General features: G+C 70.2%; 19 protein-coding genes and 3 pseudogenes. 14 read left to right on the top strand and 8 right to left on the bottom strand.

All coding sequences use genetic code 11. The annotated features are described in order from the left end of the window. The first annotated feature begins 89 nt into the window (after window positions 1-89). From ACZ4VL_RS05920 to ACZ4VL_RS05910, 3 genes are all read left to right on the top strand, one after another. Window positions 90-869, top strand: coding sequence for an NAD(P)H-dependent oxidoreductase (locus ACZ4VL_RS05920; protein ID WP_468196335.1), 780 nt, complete (start codon window positions 90-92; stop codon window positions 867-869). A 522-nt stretch (window positions 870-1,391) separates the two neighbouring features. After that, window positions 1,392-1,598 carry a hypothetical protein gene (locus ACZ4VL_RS05915; protein WP_468196333.1) on the top strand — a complete coding sequence of 69 codons (207 nt, stop codon included), beginning with the start codon at window positions 1,392-1,394 and terminating at the stop codon, window positions 1,596-1,598. Window positions 1,599-1,869: 271 nt separating this feature from the next. Then, on the top strand, window positions 1,870-2,157 hold the full coding sequence (locus ACZ4VL_RS05910; protein WP_468196330.1) for a hypothetical protein: 288 nt from the start codon (window positions 1,870-1,872) through the stop codon (window positions 2,155-2,157). Window positions 2,158-2,506: 349 nt separating this feature from the next. Here ACZ4VL_RS05910 and ACZ4VL_RS05905 read toward each other — a convergent pair whose 3' ends face one another. Then, window positions 2,507-3,052 carry a hypothetical protein gene (locus ACZ4VL_RS05905; RefSeq protein ID WP_468196328.1) on the bottom strand — a complete coding sequence of 182 codons (546 nt, stop codon included), beginning with the start codon at window positions 3,050-3,052 and terminating at the stop codon, window positions 2,507-2,509. 340 nt (window positions 3,053-3,392) lie between these two features. On the opposite strand from ACZ4VL_RS05905, the pseudogene ACZ4VL_RS05900 reads away from it, so the two are divergent. Beyond that, a pseudogene (locus ACZ4VL_RS05900) lies at window positions 3,393-3,546 on the top strand (IS21-like element helper ATPase IstB); the annotation flags it as partial. Between the two features lie 420 nt (window positions 3,547-3,966). Here the strand turns inward: ACZ4VL_RS05900 and ACZ4VL_RS05895 are convergent. Further along, a complete protein-coding gene (locus tag ACZ4VL_RS05895; protein WP_468196325.1) occupies window positions 3,967-4,404 on the bottom strand; it encodes a winged helix-turn-helix transcriptional regulator in 438 nt (145 codons plus the stop codon). A 32-nt stretch (window positions 4,405-4,436) separates the two neighbouring features. Here ACZ4VL_RS05895 and ACZ4VL_RS05890 point away from each other — a divergent pair, with 32 nt between their 5' ends. Then, window positions 4,437-5,171, top strand: coding sequence for an NADPH-dependent F420 reductase (locus ACZ4VL_RS05890; protein WP_468196323.1), 735 nt, complete (start codon window positions 4,437-4,439; stop codon window positions 5,169-5,171). Between the two features lie 188 nt (window positions 5,172-5,359). On the opposite strand, the gene ACZ4VL_RS05885 is transcribed toward ACZ4VL_RS05890, so the two are convergent. Further along, on the bottom strand, window positions 5,360-5,701 hold the full coding sequence (locus ACZ4VL_RS05885) for a hypothetical protein (protein ID WP_468196320.1): 342 nt from the start codon (window positions 5,699-5,701) through the stop codon (window positions 5,360-5,362). 295 nt (window positions 5,702-5,996) lie between these two features. On the opposite strand from ACZ4VL_RS05885, the gene ACZ4VL_RS05880 reads away from it, so the two are divergent. Beyond that, window positions 5,997-6,383 carry a hypothetical protein gene (locus ACZ4VL_RS05880; RefSeq protein WP_468196318.1) on the top strand — a complete coding sequence of 129 codons (387 nt, stop codon included), beginning with the start codon at window positions 5,997-5,999 and terminating at the stop codon, window positions 6,381-6,383. Window positions 6,384-6,655: 272 nt separating this feature from the next. On the opposite strand, the gene ACZ4VL_RS05875 is transcribed toward ACZ4VL_RS05880, so the two are convergent. Further along, window positions 6,656-6,955 (bottom strand): hypothetical protein, encoded by a 300-nt coding sequence (locus ACZ4VL_RS05875; RefSeq protein ID WP_468196316.1) that lies wholly within the window; start codon window positions 6,953-6,955, stop codon window positions 6,656-6,658. A gap of 373 nt (window positions 6,956-7,328) precedes the next feature. Between ACZ4VL_RS05875 and ACZ4VL_RS05870 the strand changes: the two genes are divergently transcribed. Then, window positions 7,329-8,630 (top strand): low temperature requirement protein A, encoded by a 1,302-nt coding sequence (locus ACZ4VL_RS05870; RefSeq protein WP_468196314.1) that lies wholly within the window; start codon window positions 7,329-7,331, stop codon window positions 8,628-8,630. Between the two features lie 107 nt (window positions 8,631-8,737). On the opposite strand, the gene ACZ4VL_RS05865 is transcribed toward ACZ4VL_RS05870, so the two are convergent. Continuing rightward, a complete protein-coding gene (locus ACZ4VL_RS05865; RefSeq protein WP_468196311.1) occupies window positions 8,738-8,962 on the bottom strand; it encodes a hypothetical protein in 225 nt (74 codons plus the stop codon). Between the two features lie 38 nt (window positions 8,963-9,000). Here ACZ4VL_RS05865 and ACZ4VL_RS05860 point away from each other — a divergent pair, with 38 nt between their 5' ends. Next, on the top strand, window positions 9,001-10,101 hold the full coding sequence (locus tag ACZ4VL_RS05860; RefSeq protein WP_468196448.1) for a phosphotransferase: 1,101 nt from the start codon (window positions 9,001-9,003) through the stop codon (window positions 10,099-10,101). Window positions 10,102-10,201: 100 nt separating this feature from the next. Here ACZ4VL_RS05860 and ACZ4VL_RS05855 read toward each other — a convergent pair whose 3' ends face one another. After that, a complete protein-coding gene (locus tag ACZ4VL_RS05855) occupies window positions 10,202-11,158 on the bottom strand; it encodes an ArsR family transcriptional regulator (protein WP_468196308.1) in 957 nt (318 codons plus the stop codon). A gap of 85 nt (window positions 11,159-11,243) precedes the next feature. Here ACZ4VL_RS05855 and ACZ4VL_RS05850 point away from each other — a divergent pair, with 85 nt between their 5' ends. Next, complete coding sequence (locus tag ACZ4VL_RS05850; protein ID WP_468196306.1) at window positions 11,244-12,317, top strand: alpha/beta hydrolase family protein; 1,074 nt, start codon at window positions 11,244-11,246, stop codon at window positions 12,315-12,317. Window positions 12,318-12,480: 163 nt separating this feature from the next. Here the strand turns inward: ACZ4VL_RS05850 and ACZ4VL_RS05845 are convergent, their stop codons facing one another. Continuing rightward, window positions 12,481-13,362 (bottom strand): AraC family transcriptional regulator, encoded by an 882-nt coding sequence (locus ACZ4VL_RS05845; RefSeq protein WP_468196303.1) that lies wholly within the window; start codon window positions 13,360-13,362, stop codon window positions 12,481-12,483. A gap of 271 nt (window positions 13,363-13,633) precedes the next feature. Between ACZ4VL_RS05845 and ACZ4VL_RS05840 the strand changes: the two genes are divergently transcribed. From ACZ4VL_RS05840 to ACZ4VL_RS05820, 5 genes and pseudogenes are all read left to right on the top strand, one after another. Further along, window positions 13,634-14,749 (top strand): serine hydrolase domain-containing protein, encoded by a 1,116-nt coding sequence (locus ACZ4VL_RS05840; protein WP_468196300.1) that lies wholly within the window; start codon window positions 13,634-13,636, stop codon window positions 14,747-14,749. Window positions 14,750-14,754: 5 nt separating this feature from the next. Next, window positions 14,755-15,054 (top strand): annotated as a pseudogene (locus ACZ4VL_RS05835) (glycosyltransferase family 2 protein); the annotation flags it as partial. A 252-nt stretch (window positions 15,055-15,306) separates the two neighbouring features. Further along, window positions 15,307-16,188: a GNAT family N-acetyltransferase gene (locus ACZ4VL_RS05830; protein WP_468196297.1), complete on the top strand. Its 882-nt coding sequence runs from the start codon at window positions 15,307-15,309 to the stop codon at window positions 16,186-16,188. 185 nt (window positions 16,189-16,373) lie between these two features. Continuing rightward, window positions 16,374-16,688: pseudogene (locus tag ACZ4VL_RS05825) on the top strand (leucine zipper domain-containing protein); the annotation flags it as partial. Window positions 16,689-17,062: 374 nt separating this feature from the next. Continuing rightward, complete coding sequence (locus tag ACZ4VL_RS05820; protein WP_468196294.1) at window positions 17,063-17,896, top strand: SDR family oxidoreductase; 834 nt, start codon at window positions 17,063-17,065, stop codon at window positions 17,894-17,896. A gap of 160 nt (window positions 17,897-18,056) precedes the next feature. Here the strand turns inward: ACZ4VL_RS05820 and ACZ4VL_RS05815 are convergent, their stop codons facing one another. After that, complete coding sequence (locus tag ACZ4VL_RS05815) at window positions 18,057-18,809, bottom strand: hypothetical protein (protein ID WP_468196292.1); 753 nt, start codon at window positions 18,807-18,809, stop codon at window positions 18,057-18,059. Window positions 18,810-18,904: the final 95 nt, after the last annotated feature.

The raw sequence follows: 18,904 nt of genomic DNA, 5'->3' as shown, positions 1-18,904 counted from the left end.
CAGGAAGTCCCGTCCGAGGGAAGAGGCGCCCCTGAACGGCGGGCGCCGCGGCGTCCAGGATCGAAGGCATCCGATCCGAAGGAGTTCCCATGAAAACGCTGGTCGTTCATGCCCACCCGGAGCCGAAGTCGCTCAACAGCTCGCTGAAGGACCTCGCGGTGTCCACGTTGGAGGGTGCTGGGCACGAGATACGGGTGAGCGATCTGTACGCGATGAACTGGAAGGCGGTCGTGGACGCCGCGGACTACGGCCCCCAGGCCTCCAGTCCGCTGAAGGTCGCCTCGGACTCGGGCCGGGCCTTCGACGCCGGGACGCTCACCCCGGACGTCCGCGCAGAGCAGGCCAAACTGCTGTGGGCCGACACGATCATCTTCCAGTTCCCGCTGTGGTGGTACACGATGCCCGCGATCCTCAAGGGCTGGGTGGACCGGGTGTTCACCTACAACTTCGCGTACGGCGTCGGCGAGCACAGCGAAACCAAGTACGGCGAGCGCTTCGGCGAAGGCACCCTGGCGGGCAAGCGGGCTTTGCTGTCGGTGACCGCAGGGGGCCCTGCCTCACACTACGCCGCCCGCGGGATCAACGGCCCCATCGACGACCTCCTGTTCCCGATCCAGCACGGCATCCTCTACTACCCGGGCATCGAGGTGTTGCCGCCGTTCGTGCTGTACGGCACCGACCGCATGACCGCTGAGGAGTACCCGGACGTCGCCGAGGCCTGGGAGCAGCGCCTGCTCACCCTGGAATCGACCGAACCGATCGCGTTCCGGCGGCAGAACTTCGGTGACTACGAGATCCCCTCGCTGCACTTGAAGGAGGGACTGGAGCCCTCGGGCCGCACGGGTTTCGGACTCCACGTACGCGGCTGACCGCCGACGGCGGAAGGACGAGCCGGGACGCGAACCGAGGAGCAGCGGCGAACACCGCGGCGGCGGTGCGGGTGAACTCACCAAGGCAGCACCCCCGACCGCCCCGGCCACTCGCCGCGCCCGCGGGGCCTGGGAATGTCGTACGTGGTGGCCAGCCAGCCGCCGACGAAGGCCTCGAGGGGGACTCGGCATTGAATGGGACCAGGGCGACCACTCGATCAGGCACCGCGGCGAGCGGGACGCCGGCCAGGTCTATCCGGTCACGCTCGAGGCCGACGAGGCGGGAACGATGGTGATGCGATGGACCATCCCGCCCTCACCGCCTGGCTCCTGGTCGAGGTGTACGACCTGACCTCGGCCAGCATCCTGGCTATCGGGCTCTCCGGCGTCGGAACATCACGCTCCACGAACGGGCTCAGACAAGCCGAAAGGCCGAGCCAACAACCCTCTGAGCTGCAGCTACTCGTCGTCGTAGGTACAGGTACTCATGCGCGAATCGTGAGCGCCACCTACCTTCCCAGGATGCCTACGAACTCGACGCAGCAGCCGCCCGCCTCTGGCCGGAGCGGTGGCGGGTGCTGCTGTCTGCTGGTCGCTTCCCTGCCCCTCATCTGGCTCATCGCCGCTCTCGTCCTGCCTGACGAGGTGTTCTGGTTCCCGATCTGGTGGGGAGCCGTGATGTGGAACGGAGCGGACGGCCAAGGTGGCATCAGCCACTTGTTCAACTGACAGGCGCCAGGGAGCAGAGCGACGCAGCCGCCAAAGACGTCCAACGGCCTCGGCGCTGGCGGGAGCTCCGTGCCCTCGGCGGACGTCCGCCCAAGTTCGACAAGGACGACTACCGCGCGCGCCCTGCGGTGGAGTGTGGAATCACGGGCTGAAGCGACACTGGGCAACAGCCACGAGGTATGGCAAGTCGGCTTTTCGCTATGGGGCACCGCGCTGGTCTGCGCGGTATACGAGTGGCTGTGACGCACCCCTCGGTGCGATCATGCGGCGGGTGAACGATAGCCTGCCCGACGGTTGGACGATTGAGCGAGTGCGCTTCGCAGCAGCGGATCCTGAAGCCGCCCTGCTGACCCTCGACCGCCTGGTCGTGGTCGAGGATCACGGCCACGCGGACTACACATCGCTCCGACCCGACGCCATCGTGGCCTTCCTGTCCTTCGACCTGTGTCTCGTGCGCGTTGACGACGACTGGTACATGGGGGAGCTCGAATCCGACGGCTCGATCGTCTGTTGGGCCTCCTACGGCACCGACTTGGGCAAAGCTATCCAGGGGTTGTGACGAACCAGGCGGATTGGCCTGATCACTTTCGCGACGCGCCCCGTCGCTCATGAACGAGCAGATCACCGCCATGTACGCGCTCGCCGAGGAATTCAAGGTCGGGATGCATCTCTACGGCAACACGACACGCCCTCGCCCGCGCGCGACTCCTTCACCTGGAGGGTCGTGGGCAGCATTTTCCGGATCGCCCGGTTCATGCGGCACCTGAAGGGAACTCTGTGACCGAGCCGCCCGACCCTACACCCTCGTCCCCCTACACCGACGGGCAGCCGAGAACGACCACGAGCAGAACAGTCGGTACCGCTGATGGCTTTTCCATTGGTCCCCAAGGCCGTGGCGCCCCGTGGGTTCAGCGGCAGCTCGCGGGTAGCTCCGTTTGCATCAGCTCGGTGTGTCCGTGGGTGGGTTCGGTTGAAAGGCGGGGGCCGGCAGCGAGGCGGCGGGCCTCATCCGTGACCTCGGCATTGACCCGGGCCACTGCTCTGTCGTCGTCTTCGAGGATGGCGTACTCATCACCGAGCTCGGCGAGCCGTACGGCCAAGGGCAGGTCACGTCCGTAGCGCTGGTGAATCCGGTACGTGAGCTCCCAAGGTGTCAGCTCGGCGGCCAGCATGCGTCGTGCGAGCGCTCGCGCGACGGCTTCTCGGCCGGCCTCGCTGGCGACCGGATGGACGACGAGGCCGAGTTCATCGAGCGCCACCGGGAGCAAGTCGTGCACGTCGTAGTCCGCCTCAGCGCGTGTGCAGGCTGCCAGCACCCGAAGTCCGGGGCTGTCGAGTCCGGCGACGAGCGCGTCACAGGCCGCGGTGACGACTTCGTTTGCGGGGATCTCGCCCACGCTCCAGAGGGCAGCGCGGTCCTGCAGCTCGGTGGCTGCTGCTTCGGTCGACGGCATTCGCCTATGATCCCTTCACTCTGGGGTCACGATCGAACGGGTTTCCGGCGGTGCTCCAGCCAGTCGAGCAGCAGCTCCAGCGTGAGGCCGTTTCGGGCATATCAGCCAGCCGATCGGTGCGGTTTCGGAGGTGTCCAATCCCGGAACCGGACATGCCACCGCACGGTTGGGCCCGCCGCCTTCCCCAAAGGTGGTCACGACAGGTGCCGCGGGCCCGTAGGACCTATGACCGGTCGGCGTCTACTCGGACCCCGTCCGGGCGCGTCTCGGTTACGCGAACGGCTATGAGCTTTGCTTGCAGGGCGTCGGCTGACTCCTGTCGTGGGCGCGGAGCATCGTAACGTTCGCCCGCTGCGGCCGTGTCAATCTGCTCTGCAGCAACGAGCTCGGCCACGTGGAACTCGACCGCCACGGCGCCGAACTGCTCTCCCAGGTCTCCACCGGCCGTGAGGAGGAGAAACAGCGTCACCATCGCCTGCAACGGGCCGCTCGGTGAAGCGCACTCGTTCCGGCGGACCTGCGCCAGGCGGTGCCGAAAGTTCACGGTTCCGGCTGCAGCTCGGACGCTGCATGATCGAACGATGCTGGTCGAACTGGTGAAGGTCGCAACGTTTCCCTGGAGCCCCTGGCTGGCCCGGATCCGGACCCCGTTCGGAGGGACCTCGGTCCGCTGGTGCGGTGACCAGGCCGCGGAGCCCGGCAGGTACCACGTCGAGTGGACGGTCGACGAGGACACCGCCTGGGGGCGGCACGCGAAACCGGCTCGTGCGGGTTGTCGGTCCGCCAGGTCCCGCGGTGGGCCACGCACCGTTGCAGCACGGTCAACCGTCGCTCGCGGGCTTGGGGCCGGTGGTCAGGAACGCTCGAGCAGTGCCCGGGGCGAGTTGGAGTTCCCGGGTCGTGAAACGTTCCGGCTAGCTCCTGTCCGGGCGATCTTCTCCGGGTGCGAAGCGGGCCTGGGCCGCCAGGACGGCTTCGGTGTAGCGTCCCGCCCACGCGCCCATCGCACGGATCGGTCCCAGCAGCGCGAGGCCCGCCTCGGTGAGGGCGTAGTCGACGCGTGGTGGGGCCTCGGCATACGCCTGGCGTACGACCAGGCCGTTGTACTCAAGGCGGCGCAGGGCTTCGTTGAGGACCTTGGGGCTGATCCCGCCGATGCGGGTGATCAACGCGCGGGGCCTCATGGGTCCGATCTCGCCGAGGACGTACACGATCACGCTGTCCCAGCGGTTCGACAGCACGTCGAAAGCCACCCTCGCCTGGCAGTCCGCGGCGTACTCGCCGCCGCCCAGGTCGTCACCCAGGTCCTCGCCCAGGCTTTGTTCGTCTGCCGCTACCGCCGCGTCGCTCATGCGATCATCCTGCCCGGCCCGATGCACACCATGTGGTGTGCATCGGCGCACCTAGCGTCCTCTCCGTCACACCTCGCACATCCAGCGATACGGACGACAGGAGCAAGCACATGCGCATCGGCATTCTTGGTACGGGGGCGATGGCCACGGCCCTCGGCGCGGCCTGGGTACGCGCCGGCCATGACGTTCGCGTGGGCGGTCGGGACACCGAGGCGGCCTCCCGCACCGCCCGGCTCACCGGCGCACGCGAGCACGGCAGCCTCGCGGAGGCCGCGGCCCACGGGGAGGTCGTACTGACGGCCGTGCCGGCGGACGTCGCACCGCAGTTGGCCGGGGAACTGGCCCACCTGCTCGCCGGGCGGACGGTGATCGACTGCACCGTTCCCATGTCGCCGGGCACGGACGGCCCGGCCCTCACCACGGGCGGCGCCACCTCCATCGCCCGGCTCATCGCGGACGCCGCCCCCGGCGCCCATGTGGTGAAGGCGTTCGGGGTGTGCCACGAGAGCATCTGGACCCTGGACCGGCCCGCCTTCGAAAGGGCCCCATTGGCCGTGCCGTTCTGCACCGACCAGCCGGGCGCCGCCACGCGGGTGGCGGAGATCATCACCTCCATGGACTGCTCGCCTCTGCCCTGCGGCGGGCTCGATCGCGCCGCCCTGCTGGAGGCGACCGCCGTCTTCGCCGTCGGCGTGTGGTGGTCGGGCGCCGAGGCCCGCTTCGTGTTCCCGGCCCCGGCCCTGGCCCCGGGGGCCGTTGACGACTAGCCAGGACTTGTCCGGCTGACCCCGCGTGGAGCTGCGGATCGGGTGGATCCTGTCGGGCCCGTTGCGTTGTGCACGCGAGCACGACCACAGTTCCGAAGCCAGCACCGAGGTGCTCTCGGAATTCGCCGTGTCAGATCGGCGCGGCCGACACGCGCGCCGCGCGACGCGGACGCCCCCGAAGACGCCGGTCACCCGCGCAGCCAACGCTTCTCGGGGGGATCGGCAGGTTCTCGTGCGAGCACCAGTTCGGCTACGCAGATGCGCAGGTGCTGGGTGTGCTTGGTCGGGTCGGCGGAGCGTTCATGCCGCACCAGACGGGACTTCGCCACGAGCCGGCTCGTCGGGGACGTGCGGAACACGAGACGCCCCTCTTCCTCGGGCAAGCTGCCGCTCAACGTGGAGCGGCTCATCTCCTCGGCCCGGGCGATGGCCGCTTCCTTGCCGCCTTCGACGGGGACCTTGGCCACCAGGTCCCATGTGTTGTCGCCGCCGTGCGACTCGTCGGCCTCCACCAGCACGTACCAGCTCATGACCCCGTACTCCCCGTACTCCCTGTGCTCCGCGTGTGCGCGCCCAACCTGTACGGGTCACTACGAATGCCGACGGTGCGTCGATCGGCTGGGGCGAGGACGTGTCCGGGACGCTCCGAGCGGCGCGGACCGGGTTGCACCTTGCCGCCGTGCTCGTCCGTTCGTTCGTTCCTCTTCGGCCCGTGCTCCACACCCCCTGGCCTGACCGATCGAAGGAGGGGCCGTCGGGCTACTCACGGTGTGGTTGAGTAGGTGCGCTCTACCTCCGGGCGGGGCGGTGGCGGAGTCTTCACCCATGCGTCTCATCCAGGTGAAACCCGTTCCGTTCGTCCTGCTGTTCGTCCTGTCGGTCGCGGCCTGGGCCGCCTGGCTGGGCTGGGACCAGCACCGGGACGTGCACGCCGACGGCTCGGTCAGCGGCCCGTACCAGGCCTGGCAGGTGATCGGGCTGGTGCTGACGCTGCTCGTACCGGTGTGCTGGGCGGCGTCCCGGCGCCACGTCGCGGCCGCCGTCCTCGCCACCACGGCCGGCCTGACCACCGCCGCGGGCTATGACTGGTCGGACGACGCCAGCGGCCTCTTCGTCATCGGCGTGGGCATGGTCCTGGTCGGAAGTCTGGTGGTGACCAGCGCCGTCTCCGCCCTGATCGGCGCTCTCACGCGGGACAGCCGCAGCAGGTGATCACCGGGCGGGGTGCCCCGGCCGGCTGGCTGCACGACGGGACCGGTGGCGACCGGAGCCGGACCGGGGGGTGTCGAAGCCGGCGTCGAAGCCGAAGTCGAAGTCGAAGCGAAGTCATCGTCGGGCATGTGGGTCGGATCTCCTTGCAGACGATCGCGGGGGTGGAACGTCGACGGCCATGGCCACGGCTGCGCGCCCTCGTCGGACGGCGCGCGACGCTCGTCGCACCGTAAGAGGTGCCTTCCGCGGCCGGCCACGGTCCCCGCTCCGTCTCATGTCCCGAGGGTGTCGTGCGTGGAGCGGGCGGCCAGTTGACCCTGGACGTACGGGTCGGCCTCCGGGGCGTACGGGCCGCCGTGTGTGGTGAGGTGTTCCTCGATGCGCTCCCACTCGGCCAGGACGGCCGGAGCCGCGCCCTCCTCACGGGCCGCCCGCAACGCGTCCTCGGCCTGGTGGTGACGCATGCCGGTGGCCTGGGCCCGCACCCGGTCGCGGACCGCCCGCTCGCCCGGGGCGGGGTCATGCGGCTCGTGTGCCGCCTCGACGGCGGCGTCGTCGGGCTGCCCGGTCATGGTGCTGCTCCCCTCTCTCTGTACGGTCAATGCCTTTTCTCCTGCCCGGTCGTGGCACGGCCACACGACGCGAACGACGCGAACGGTACGGCCCGGCGCGCCGGCCGGCGACAACCGCGGGCGAACCGCCCGGTGCGCGGGCTCGCCGAACTCCTCGAAGACGGCGCGGAGAGCGTGCGCCCCGGCCGCTCGACGCTCGCCCCCACCGGCCGGCACGCCGCCGAGACGGTCACCGAGGCGAACGATTCGCCTCCCCCGATGCCCGGATGGTGGAACGACATGCCGGACCATGAGGACGACTTCACCGCAAAGCCCCGTGCTACCGGTAACGAGAACTGGACAGGGCGCCGGCGGCGCTGCTGGGGTGGCCGTCATGTCTCTGCAGCAGTTCACCGGAGCCGAGGAAGAAGCGGACCGCCGGGTCACCACCCTCGAGCTCTTCTTCGACCTCGTCTTCGTCTTCACCCTCACCCAGTTGACCGTGCTCCTCGCGCACGACCTGACGTTCGCGACCGCCGGCCGGGTCGCCCTGATCTTCGTCGTGCTGTTCTGGATGTACGGCGCCTACGCCTACCTCACCAACCAGGTCCCACCCGACCGGCCCGCGCGCCGCCTGCTCCTGCTGCTCGGCATGGGCGGCTTCCTGGTGTGCGCCCTCGCCGTCCCGCGGGCTTTCGGGGACGCGGCCGCCGGCACGGTCTTCGGGCTCGGCTACCTGCTCGTGGTCCTGGTGCACAGCGCCCTGTACACGCGCAGCCACGGCCGCGACGTCATCTGGTACGCGATACCCAACTCCGCCGCGGCCCTGGCCATCACAGCCGCCGGACCGGCCGAGGGGATCGCCGCCGACGGCCTGTGGGTGCTGGCTCTCGCGCTCCAGTTCGTCACCCCCTACATCTCCCAGTACCGCCCCGGCCGCCGCGACGGCCGCACCCCCGACGACCTGCGCGTCCAGCTCGGCGGCATCGACCCGGCGCACTTCGTCGAACGCCACGGCCTGCTGCTCATCGTCGCCTTCGGCGAGTCCGTCATCGCCATCGGCATCGGTATCGGGGACCTGCCCCTGACCCCCGGCATCTTCGGGGGGACCTTCCTCGCGCTCGCCCTCGCGGCCGCGCTCTGGTGGACGTACTTCGTGCGCGACGAGCACGCCGCCGAGGCCGTCTTCCGCCGGACCGCGCCCCCGGACCGCTTCCGGCTGGCGATGAACGCCTTCTACTACTGCTTCCTGCCCATGCTGCTCGGCATCGCCGCCCTGGCCGCCGGCATCAAGAAGGTCCTCGGACACCTCGGCGAACCCCTGGCCACAGCCCCCACCGTCGCCCTCGCGGGAGGCGTCGCCCTCTTCCTCGCGGGCGAGACGGCCTTCCGCGCCACCCTCACGTTGGCTCCGCTGCGCTTCCGGGCTGTGACGGTGCTGCTCGCGGTGGCGACCGTACCGGTCGGACTGCGGCACTCCGGACTGGCCCAGCTGATCGCCCTGGTGGTCCTGGTCGTCGCGATGCTGGCGGTCGAGCACCGCAGCCTCCCCACGGCTGCCCACCCCGAGAGCGGCCGCCGGGCTCCGGACGGCGACGGCAGCGCGGACGGCGGCCCGGCGGCTCCGTCCGGGCGAACAGGCGGCGAACCCGGCCGCGAACCCGGCGGACGCGGGCCTGCTGCGCGTCCCGCGTAGGTGAGCCGCACACGTCGCTCACGTCGCACGACACCGCTTTCGAGCACGAACAGCCGTGCGAACCCGCTCCGACGCGAGGCCTGCGGAGCGTCCACGTCGTTGGTTCCTCACGCCCCCAGACGGCTCAGCGCCTGCACGGCCTCACGCTCCACCCGCGAAAGACCGCCGCGGAACGTGCCGGCCCGAGTGAGGAACTGCGCCTCGCCCGATTCACCGGCCTTCTCGATCAGTACTGCCACTTCCGTCCACAGGGCGGCTCCCTCGGCATACAGCGCGTGGCCGGTGCGCAGGCGGCTGCTGTCGAGCAGGCCAGCGGGTGGTCCGTCGGTCACGGTAGTGAGGCCCCCGGGACGGTTCCGGCTCGTTCGGGCTGGGCGCGGTAAGTGATCAGCGGTTCCTTGCCCATGGCCTGATGAACCGGAACTGGCGGCTCGTGACGGCTGCCGGGGTGTACGCGCTCAAGGAGATCACCGACGTACCTCTGCCGAAGGTTCGCAGGAACCTCGCGGTCCTCGTCGACCTGGCTCGCGAGGGCATTCCAGTACCGGCGCCGCTGTTCGCTGCCGGTGGCGACCTTGTGGTGGAAGTCGGTGGTCACGGCTACTGCGTCCTGCCCTGGGTGGACGGCGAGCACGTTCAAGGGACAGACCTCCCGCTCGATCAGGTGCGCGATCTCGGTGCCTTCCTGGCCCGTCTGCACGAGGGCTTGCGCCGGCATGGTCCCGGCCAGGTCCCTGAGCAGGTACCGGCTGCAAAGGTCCGCGATGTGGCCGAGGCCGACCAGGCCGCCGCTGCTCTCCTGAGCCGTCTCCCGGCTGATCCGGTCACCAAGTGCGACAAGGCTGCCAACGAGGCCCTGCACGACCGTCGCGGCTCTCTCGCGCGGTACGCCGATGCCCGGCCGGACGGCGAGGTGCCGGCCGGGCCCTACGGGTGGACGCACGGCGATTTCCAGTACCGCAACCTGCTGCGCCGGGACAGCCGGGTGGTGGCGGTCCTGGACTGGGACCGGCTCGGGGTTCGTCCGTACGGGGAGGAGGTTGCTCGGACCGCGCAGGTGCAGTTCGGGGTCGGGGGTGTCTTCGACCTCGACCGTGTCGCCGCGTTCTGTTCCGGATACCGGTCTGTGATCGATCTGTCCGAGGGCGACCTCGCCGACGCGGTGAAGCGGCTGTGGTGGAAGCGGCTGACCGACTTCTGGCAGCTGGAGTTCTACCTCGACCGCCAGGACCCCGCCTTCGGCGAGATGTTCCTGACGGACGAGGCACTGCTGAACTGGTGGACCGACCACGCCGACCAGGTGCAGGCCGCCTACGCGGCCCGTTGGCCGGCGGCTGCTGCCGCCGGTACGAGTCCGGCGGCAGCCAGCTCGGGCAGGCACGGCCGGACCAGCGGCGCTGCCCCGGCGCGGGCCTTCGCGCCGAGGCCGGTCCGGTCAGCCGACTCGATCGCCTGCACCCAGCCATGGTGAACTCGGCGTCGAACCGCTCCTTACCGACCTTCCCATGAGCGTGGTCAGATACTTCACCTGGGCAGCGTGGCCGGCTCCGTCCTGGGGTGAACCACGGCGGTCAGCCGCCCGCAATCAGCGTGCCGAGGGCCGTGCGCTGGTGGGTGACCGAGCGGCCTGTGCGGGTCGTCGTCACCATGCCCGCCGATCTGAGCGCCGCCGCGTGGGAAGACGCCGACGCGTTGCTGACGCCGAGGGCGCGGGCCAGGGACGTCGTGGTGTGAGGCTCGGCGAGGAGGCGCAGGGCTTCGAGCCGGGTGCGGCCCAGGACGGCGGCCAGGGTCTCGGCAGGGACGCCCGGGCGTCCCGCCGTGGGCGGGAGCCCGGGACCGGCTGGGTACGTGAGGACTGCGGGACGGCCCGGGGGGTCCTGAAGGAGTGGGCCCGCCGGGTGGTGGAAGGTGGGCAGCACAACCAGGCCGCGCCCGTCGAGGCGGACGTCGCGGTCCGGCACCGCGCCGGGCCATTCCCACACACCCTCGTGGAGTCGGCTACCCGGGGCCAACCCGGTCAGCGTGGCGGCCACGCCGTGCTCGGCGACCGTCAGGGCGTAGTGGGTGAACTCCTCACGGTGCAGGTCCTGCACGACGGACCAGACCGGGGCGAGAACCCTCCCGTACGCAGCCTGCTGAGCGCGGTGCAGGGTGCGCCAGGCCGTCTCGTCACCCGCGTGCAGGTCACGGATCCAGCCAGGCGCGGGCACCGCCCCGTAGACCCGCTCCAGCTCGGATCGGACGACACCGGGGCTGGTGGCGCGGATCTGTTCGAAGCCGTCGGCCGTGGTGTCGCCGAGGACGTCGAGGAAGGAGGGCGGGCGACCCGCCGGAACCAGGTCGGCGAGCGGGGTCGCTGCGGCCGGGAGGGAGCGCAGGACGCGGCCGCGCCACGGGGCGAACAGCGGCCCACCCCGCCGGGTCACGGCTGTCGTCAGGGCGGCGTGCAGTTCCTGGAGCGGAGCCGGGCGGGGTGCGAAGCGGATCCGGGCGAAGTCCTCTGCGGTGAAGTGGATTCGCAGCACCCTCACAACTCCTCGTCCTGGGCCAGCCTTTCGGCCAGGGCCTGAACCTTCGCATCGTGACGGCCCCCGCCCCAAGGATGTTTGCATGACGTCTCGACGCACTCTTCTGAAAGGCACCCTGTTCGGGAGCGCCGCCGCCCTGCTGCCCACGGCCGCGTCCGCCTCCGGTGCCGGCTCGGTCCTCCGGCTGCCCGCGCCCACCGGCCCGTACCCCGTGGGCATGCAGACGGTCCATCTGACGGACCCGGCCCGTACCGACCCGTGGGTGGGCGGCGTGCGGGAGTTGATGCTGACCGTCCTGTACCCGGCCCGGTCGGTACGCGGCTTCTCCCGGGCCCCGCAGCTCACTCCGGCCGAGGCCGGGGTGTTCGCCCAGTACGCGCCGGGCCGCCACCCGGGGCTGCCGGAGCCGGGAGCGGTGGACTGGGGCGCGGTCCTCACCCACGGGTACGCGGGCGCGCCGCCGCTGCCCGGGCGGCGGCCGGTGCTGGTGTACTCACCGGGCGGCGGTGACTCCCGCGCGCTCGGCACGACCCTCGCCGAGGACCTGGCGAGCCACGGCCGGGTGGTCGTCCTCGTCGACCACCCCGGTGACGCTTCTCAGGTGGAGCTGCCCACCGGGATGCGGACGACCGTCCTGACCGGACCGCCGGACCCCGCGACCTTCCGCACGATGGTGGACACCCGGATCGCGGACCTCCGGCTGGTCCTGGACCGGCTCGGCGACCTGCCGCTCGCACCGGTCTTGGACGCCTGCCGGATCGGGTTGTACGGGCACTCCGCAGGCGGCACGGCGGCGGTGTACGCAGCCCGCCACGACCGCCGGATCGGTGCCGTGGCGAACCTGGAAGGCTATCTCGACCTGCACCCGACGCCGGTCGGCTTCGACCGGCCGCTGCTGCTGTTCCGCACCGACGGATTCGAGGGCGCCGCCCGCATCGAGTCCTCCTGGGCCGACCTGCCCGGCCGCCGCGCGCTGCTCACCGATGCGAACCACTGGGCGTTCACCGACTACGGCTCGCTCGTCGCACGGCTCCAGACCGCTGGCCTTGTGCCAGCGACGACGCGGGCCGCGCTCGTCGGCACCGGGGACCCGGTCGTGACCCTGGCTGAGGTACGACGCCGGGTGGGGACCTTCTTCGCCCACCATCTGTCGTAGCGGGACCGTGAGGTGGCGGCCATTGGACCTCTGCGCCCCGCACAGTGGGGTGTCGGTCGTCCGTCGACAAAGGATGGTGAAAGCTGCTGTCAGTTGCGTGCGATCTTCGTTCGTAGACGGTCGGCGGGATTCCGCGCGAGGGGCACCCTCCAGGAGCCCGTGTTCACGCCCCGGCGCCCCCGCTGACCCGCTCGACCGGGATCCACAGCTGGGAGTCGGTCTCTGCACCGATCTCCACCGGCCGCGTCCGCAGGAGCTCCGGACCTGCCCGGCTCGTGTACGGGTTCGAGGGGAACCACTGCGTGAACACGTCTCGCCACAGCTCCTGGAGGCCGCTCGGAAAGGGCCCGTGGTTGTCGAAGACCGCCCACGTCCCGGCCCGCACGTCGAGGGCGTCGAGCCCCTCGGCCGCCACCTCGGGACCGGTCACCACGCCGATCCAGTAGTCCGCCTCGGCGCCCTCTTCCCGGCTGTCGGTCACGTACTCCACCGCCGACAGGATCCCGTCAGGCTCCTGGCCGGCCAGCTCCTTCATCCGTACGATCGCCTGCTCGTCGAGGCTCCCCAGGTGCGCCGCGGCGGCCGCGTTGACCCCCTCGTGTACGAGCGGGAGCCGGGCCTTCTTGCCGACGATGCGAAACGGCTCCTTCTCCACGATCCGGTAGCGCATGGTCGTACTCCCTTCGACGACGACACGGAAGGACATGCGCGGCTGTGCCGTGAGCACCGCACCCGTGCGCCGGGCCTCGCCCGGCCCGATACCGTGCACCGATCGGAATGCCCGGGCGAACGCCTCGCCCGAGCTGTACCCGTACCGCACGGCGATATCGAGCAGCGTCAGGTCCCGGGCCAGCACCTCGGCCCCGGCGAGCGTCATTCGTCGCCGCCGCACGTAGACCGGGAGCGGCATCCCGGCGAGCGCGGAGAACAACCGCCGGAAGTGGTACTCCGACACCGCGGCGATCCGGGCCACCTCGGCCATGTCGACCTCCCGGTCGAGGCAGGCCTCCAGGTGGTCCAGCGCCCGATTCAGCCGCTCCAGCACGCGTGTCCGTCCTTCCTTCTCGCGTCTCCACCGTAGGAACGCCCGAGCCCAAAGCCGGAGCCGCTCGCCGCGCGAGGTGCCTTGGCGGCGGTCATCGGTGCTGCGGGCTGGGGCGCCGACCGGGCATCGACCGACCGCAGGGCGGCGACAGGAGCGGTCGCCATCAGGCCGCCTTGCTGGAGTAGAGAAGACTTGATCGCGGCCCCGCCTGACAAAACCAGTGCGGGAATTGTCGGGCAGGAAGCCCCGGCGTCATCCGAGGCTTACGCCCATGAACGATGTTAAGGGGTTTTGCGATCCGCGGTTCGACGCAGTCCGGACGGCCCTTGCAGCTCTGCTCCGCAAGGACGACGTGGGTGCCTCAGCGGCCGTCTACATCGGCGGCGAGCCAGTGGTCGATATGTGGGGCGGGTACGCCGATGCAGACCGTTCCGTCAGCTGGGAGCACGACACCATCGTCGGCGTGAACTCGACGAGCAAGAACATGACCGCCCTGTGCGCGCTGATTCTGGCCGACCGGGGCGAGCTCGACCTGTCTGCGCCGGTCGCCGCCTACTGGCCCGAGTTCGCCGCGGCCGGCAAGGAGAACGTGCTGGTGCGGCACGTGCTGTCGCACACCGCGGGGCTGCCGGACCTGTCCGGGCCAACCGCGGTCGAGGAGCTGTACGACTGGGAGAGCGTGACGGCGGCGCTGGCCGCGCAAACGCCCGAATGGGAGCCGGGAACGGCCGCCGGCTATCACGCGCTCACCTTCGGGTTCCTCGTGGGTGAGATCGTCCGCCGCATCACCGGCCGCAGCCTTGGCGCATTCTTCGCCGAAGAGGTGGCCGAGCCGCTGGGCGCGGACTTCCACATCGGGCTCTCCACCGAACATGACCACCGCGTCGCACCGCTCATCCCCCCGCCGTCGCTGACCGACGAGTACGCCGCCAGCGCACCGCTCGGACCGGATGGCACCCGCCGGGCAAACACCGGTGTGGCGATCCGGGTCAAGGACGCCAACTCCGTGGCCTGGCGCCGTGCGCAGATCCCTGCGGTCAATGGCTTCGGCAACGCTCGCTCCGTTGCGCTGGCTCAGTCGGTACTGGCGAACCAGGGTTCGGCGGGCGGGGTGCGGCTGCTGTCCCCCCGGGGTTGCGAGCCCGCGCGGCAGGAGGTGTTCCGCGGCGAGGACCGCGTGCTGGGGGCACCGATGTGCTGGACGGCGGGCTTCGGCAAGTTCGGCAACACCTTCGGCTGGGGCGGCTGGGGCGGCTCGCTGGTAGCGAGCGATCCCGACTCCCGCATGACGGTGGCCTACGTCATGAACCAGATGGTCGACCGGGACCAACAGGAGGACAACCGCGGCATGGAGATCATCATGGCCGCCTACAGCGGACTGCACTGACAGAGGTGGTCGCGACCCGGCCCCGTGCGGGTGTCGCCGTGCTGACGACGGGCGACCGGATGCCTGAGCTGCAGGCCCTGCAGGCCCTGCAGGCCCTGCTGGCCTCGGTGGGCGAGCAGGACGAGCCGGCGGCCCGGGTCGTGGTGGTCGGGAACGGGACGGCCCTGCCGGGTCTGCCCGAGTACGTGACCGGGGTGGAGCTGGCAGAGAACCTGGGGGTGTCAGCCGGTCGGAACGTCGCCTGGCGCCGCCTGCGGGACTTCGGCGACGTCGATGTCCTGCTGGACCTGGACGACGACGGCCTGCGACAAGCTGGCGGTCCGCTATGAGGCAACCGTGCTGGTCGCGGCCACCAACGAGTGGCTGTGACAGCACGCTCGCACCGGTCTCTCGTTAACCCTTTGCCGAGGAACCGATGGGCCGGCTAAGTTCTCCCAGCCGTCCGATGTTGTTCGAGACCGGCGCTGTCGACGAGGAGGTGTGGAGCACATGCGCAGGAGTGCCCAGCAGTCGAGTCCGCGTACTGACCTTTGCCACTTCCTCACGACGGAGACACCTTGTCGTCTCGCATCACCCCACTGACCGACCCCGCTCACGGCGCGAACAGCCGGCGTCTTGCATGGCTGGCGTCCGACGCCGATTCCATCCCCACCGGAACCGCCTTTCTGCGCCTGTTCAACAGTCCCGGACAGGAGCACCTGGCCGAGCTGACCCTCCAGGTCCATCCGGCGGAGCGACGCCAGCACGTCGGCTCGCAGCTCCTCAGCGCCGCCGTAGCCGCCGCCCGGGACAACACCCGCCGCTGCATCATCGCGCAGGCCGAGGCCGGAGCGCCCGGCGACCAGTTCCTGGTGGCGCGCGGTTTTCGTAAGGTCCTCACCCTGAGGTTCTCCCGCTTGCCGCTGGCCGATGTGGACACCACCGCCCTCGCCGAGATCGTCGAGCATTCGCATCCCGGCTACCGGTTGGCGGCATGGCAGGGAGCCGTCCCCGACGACCTCGCCCAGACGTTTGCCGCCTCACGTCGCGCCATGGACGACATGCCCATGGAAGACACCGACTACGACACCGTGACGTGGGACGTGGACCGGGTCCTGGCCGCGGCGAAGGCCGTCGAACGGCGCGGCGACCACCTGCACACCGTCGTCGCCATCGACACCTCCAACGGCTCGATCGCCGGATTCACAGAACTCGTCATTCCCGGCAACGGCACAGGTGATGGCCAGCACTACGGCACCGGCGTGCTGCCCGAGCACCGTGGACACGGCCTTGGCCGATGGATGAAGGCCGCGTCGATCCGACACGCCCATGGGCACTATCCGGACCTCGGTGGCCTCCTGACCGACACCGCCGACAGCAACACGCACATGAGACAGATCAACGACGGTCTCGGCTACGTACCCACGCACACGACACACCAGTACCAACTCGACCTTTAGCAGCGGACGGACGGACGGACGGGCTGGACCTGGACATCACATCGTCCGGCCCGTCCATGCTTTCGACACACGGCCCAGGTGTGTTGTCCGGGGACGTTGGTGACACGCGTGCTGGGTGCTTGAAACGGGTGAGGGCCTCCTAGTTCGGTGCGGATTGCGACATCTCCACCGTGCAGGATGCCTTCGTGGTCCACCGTAATGCTCCGCTGACCGAGACCGGACGTCTTCGCCTGGCCCGTTGTGCCGTGGACGACGGCTGGCCACTACGTCGGGCAGCAGAGCGTTTCCAGGTCAGCCACGCCACCGCCGCCCGATACCGACAGCTCGGGGTCGCCGGGATGAGTGACCGCTCCAGCTGCCCGCACCAGCAGCCCCGCAGGACCGCGACCGAGGTCGAGGCCGAGGTGCTGCGACTGCGACGCGAGCACCGCATCGGCCCGCTGCGGCCGGCAGTACGGTGCCGCATCGCGGCCTCGACCGCCCACCGCATCCTCGTCCGCCAGCCGCGGCACCCATCGGTACTCCTCCCGGGCGATCCGCTCCCACCTACGCGAGCGGCACATCAGCGCGGTCATCCCGCAGCCCGTGGACCAGATCCGCAACTGACGGCGGCGCGGCTCACGCGGCGGACGCCCACCCGGCTTCGACGCCGTGCCCTACAAGGAGCGGAACACGGCCGAACGGTGGATCAGCCGCATGAAGCAGTGGCGCGTCCTGGCCATGCGAACCGACAAGCTCGCCATCGCCCACCGAGTGCCGGCGCACACATGAACGTGCCCAGCTGCGGGAGTGGCCAGGCACTCCTTGACCTGAAGCATGATTGAGGTTCTAGTGTGTCGCTCAGTTGATCATCTGATGACGGGAAGACACGCCCATGATCCTCGTGACCGGAGCCACCGGAAACGTAGGCAGTGCCCTGCTGAAGGAGCTGCACGCGCGCGGTGTCGGGCCGTTGAGGGGGTTCACCCGTGATGCCGCACGGGCCGTCTTCCCCGACGGGGTCGAGGCCGTGGAGGGCGACTTCGTAGAGCCGGCGTCGGTAGAGGCCGCGCTCCAAGGGGTGCGCTCGCTGTTCCTCGTGCCAGGTCTGGGCCCGGACGCCGACGTACTCGAAGCCGCCTGCCGGGCGGGTGTGGAGCATGTCGTGCTGGGGTCGTCCATCACCGTCCAGACCCACCCGCACCTCGGCCCCGCCGGCGAGAAGCTGGCGGTGGAGCAACTGCTCAAGGCGAGCGGCATGGCCTGGACGATCCTGCGGCCGACACAGTTCGCCTCGAACGCCCTGATGTGGGCGGCTTCCATCCGTGGCCACGAGACCGTCCGCGCGCCGTATCCCGAGACCGCGCTGCCGACCATCCACCCCGCGGACATCGCGGCAGTGGCACGGGTGGCACTGACCGAGCCCGGCCACCACGGGCGGACGTATGCCCTGACCGGTCCAGAGCCGGTGACCGCCCCACAACAGGTCGAGGCCATCGCGGCAGCACTGGGCCGGCAGATTCCCTTCGCCGAAATCAGCCGCCAGCAGGCCCACGCGCAGATGGTCGCCGTCTTCGGCGCCGAGGCCGCAGAAGCGGTGCTCGACGTGACGGGCGGCGACGTGAACGACGAGCTGCTGATGGTGCGCGACACGGTTGCACGGATCACTGGGACGCCCGCCCGCCCGTTCCGGCAGTGGGCCGAGGAGAACGCCAACGCCTTCCGCTGAACCGCCCGGAACCGAGCCCGTTCACCCGTACTCAGCTGCCCGCTCTCTCGCCGAGTACGTCGACGCCGAGCGCGGCCGCACTCCACCCCGCGGCCATCCTCATCCGGCCCCCGCGGACGACCTGAGCCGGACCCGGCCGTGCAGTGCGTTCCGTGCCAGGTCAGCCGTGAAAACGCACCCTGATCAGGTAGCAGTCGTCGGGAAGACCGAGCAGGTACTCGTCGGCGAACTCGAAGTACGAGTCTCCGTAGGTGTCCGGCCGTTCGGTGAAGACGTCCGAGCTGGCCTCGAGCCACTGCCCGTCCAGGGTGAGCAGGTGGTCCGTCGTGTTCACCAGGGAGCGCGCCCGGCGGACATGGGCATCCTCCGGATCCGCGAACTGCGCGACCGGATCCCACACTCCAGCAGCGAGGGCGAGGACGTGAGGCTGGTGCTCGATGGCCCGGATGACTTCCTGTTGCTCGAACTGTCCACGGAAACGGGCGTCCGGGCCCGGACCGTGTGCGGCGTTGAACTCCCGACGGAGTTCCTCCATGGTGCGCGCAGGAGGAAAGGCCCGGGCGAACTCATGCCATGTCCTCCACTCGTCCCGTGCCTTCGCCGCCACCAGGTCGCGACGTGTGTCGAGGTCGAGCAGCCGCCGCGGCCCTCCGTCGCAGAGCGACGCAGAAAGCGGCGGGCGGCGGGAGTGAGCGGGGGCGGTGTCCTCGACCCGGATCAGGCGGGGGTCGGTCTCCGCCCCGGGCCGGACCGCGAACGGCTTGCCGCGGCCGAGACCCCACGCGTCCCATTGCCCCTGCCAGGGATCGTGGTCGCCGTTCATGTCGAACGGGGCCATTGCTCGCGCGACCTCGCCGTGCATCGCTTCCACGTCCGTGGGCCGGAGACAGACCGTGATCACCTCGTGGGCCATTCAGAACTCTTCCTCGGACGGGCAGGCCCGATAGGGCCACGGAGCTGGGAGCGAACGGACAGCCGCCGTCACGGCGCTGGAGGTCGCCATCGCTC

Source organism: Streptomyces sp. NPDC029014 (assembly GCF_055564695.1).
Note: the sequence above shows the minus strand (reverse complement) of the source record. Positions and strands in the feature narration are given on the sequence as shown.

Bases quoted from the DNA above. Each gene is read 5' to 3' on its own strand.
- ACZ4VL_RS05920 (WP_468196335.1), top strand. From the start codon at position 90: ATGAAAACGCTGGTCGTTCATGCCCACCCGGAGCCGAAGTCGCTCAAC.
- ACZ4VL_RS05915 (WP_468196333.1), top strand. From the start codon at position 1,392: ATGCCTACGAACTCGACGCAGCAGCCGCCCGCCTCTGGCCGGAGCGGT.
- ACZ4VL_RS05905 (WP_468196328.1), bottom strand. From the start codon at position 3,052: ATGCCGTCGACCGAAGCAGCAGCCACCGAGCTGCAGGACCGCGCTGCC.
- ACZ4VL_RS05895 (WP_468196325.1), bottom strand. From the start codon at position 4,404: ATGAGCGACGCGGCGGTAGCGGCAGACGAACAAAGCCTGGGCGAGGAC.
- ACZ4VL_RS05885 (WP_468196320.1), bottom strand. From the start codon at position 5,701: ATGAGCTGGTACGTGCTGGTGGAGGCCGACGAGTCGCACGGCGGCGAC.
- ACZ4VL_RS05880 (WP_468196318.1), top strand. From the start codon at position 5,997: ATGCGTCTCATCCAGGTGAAACCCGTTCCGTTCGTCCTGCTGTTCGTC.
- ACZ4VL_RS05875 (WP_468196316.1), bottom strand. From the start codon at position 6,955: ATGACCGGGCAGCCCGACGACGCCGCCGTCGAGGCGGCACACGAGCCG.
- ACZ4VL_RS05870 (WP_468196314.1), top strand. From the start codon at position 7,329: ATGTCTCTGCAGCAGTTCACCGGAGCCGAGGAAGAAGCGGACCGCCGG.
- ACZ4VL_RS05850 (WP_468196306.1), top strand. From the start codon at position 11,244: ATGACGTCTCGACGCACTCTTCTGAAAGGCACCCTGTTCGGGAGCGCC.
- ACZ4VL_RS05840 (WP_468196300.1), top strand. From the start codon at position 13,634: ATGAACGATGTTAAGGGGTTTTGCGATCCGCGGTTCGACGCAGTCCGG.
- ACZ4VL_RS05820 (WP_468196294.1), top strand. From the start codon at position 17,063: ATGATCCTCGTGACCGGAGCCACCGGAAACGTAGGCAGTGCCCTGCTG.
- ACZ4VL_RS05815 (WP_468196292.1), bottom strand. From the start codon at position 18,809: ATGGCCCACGAGGTGATCACGGTCTGTCTCCGGCCCACGGACGTGGAA.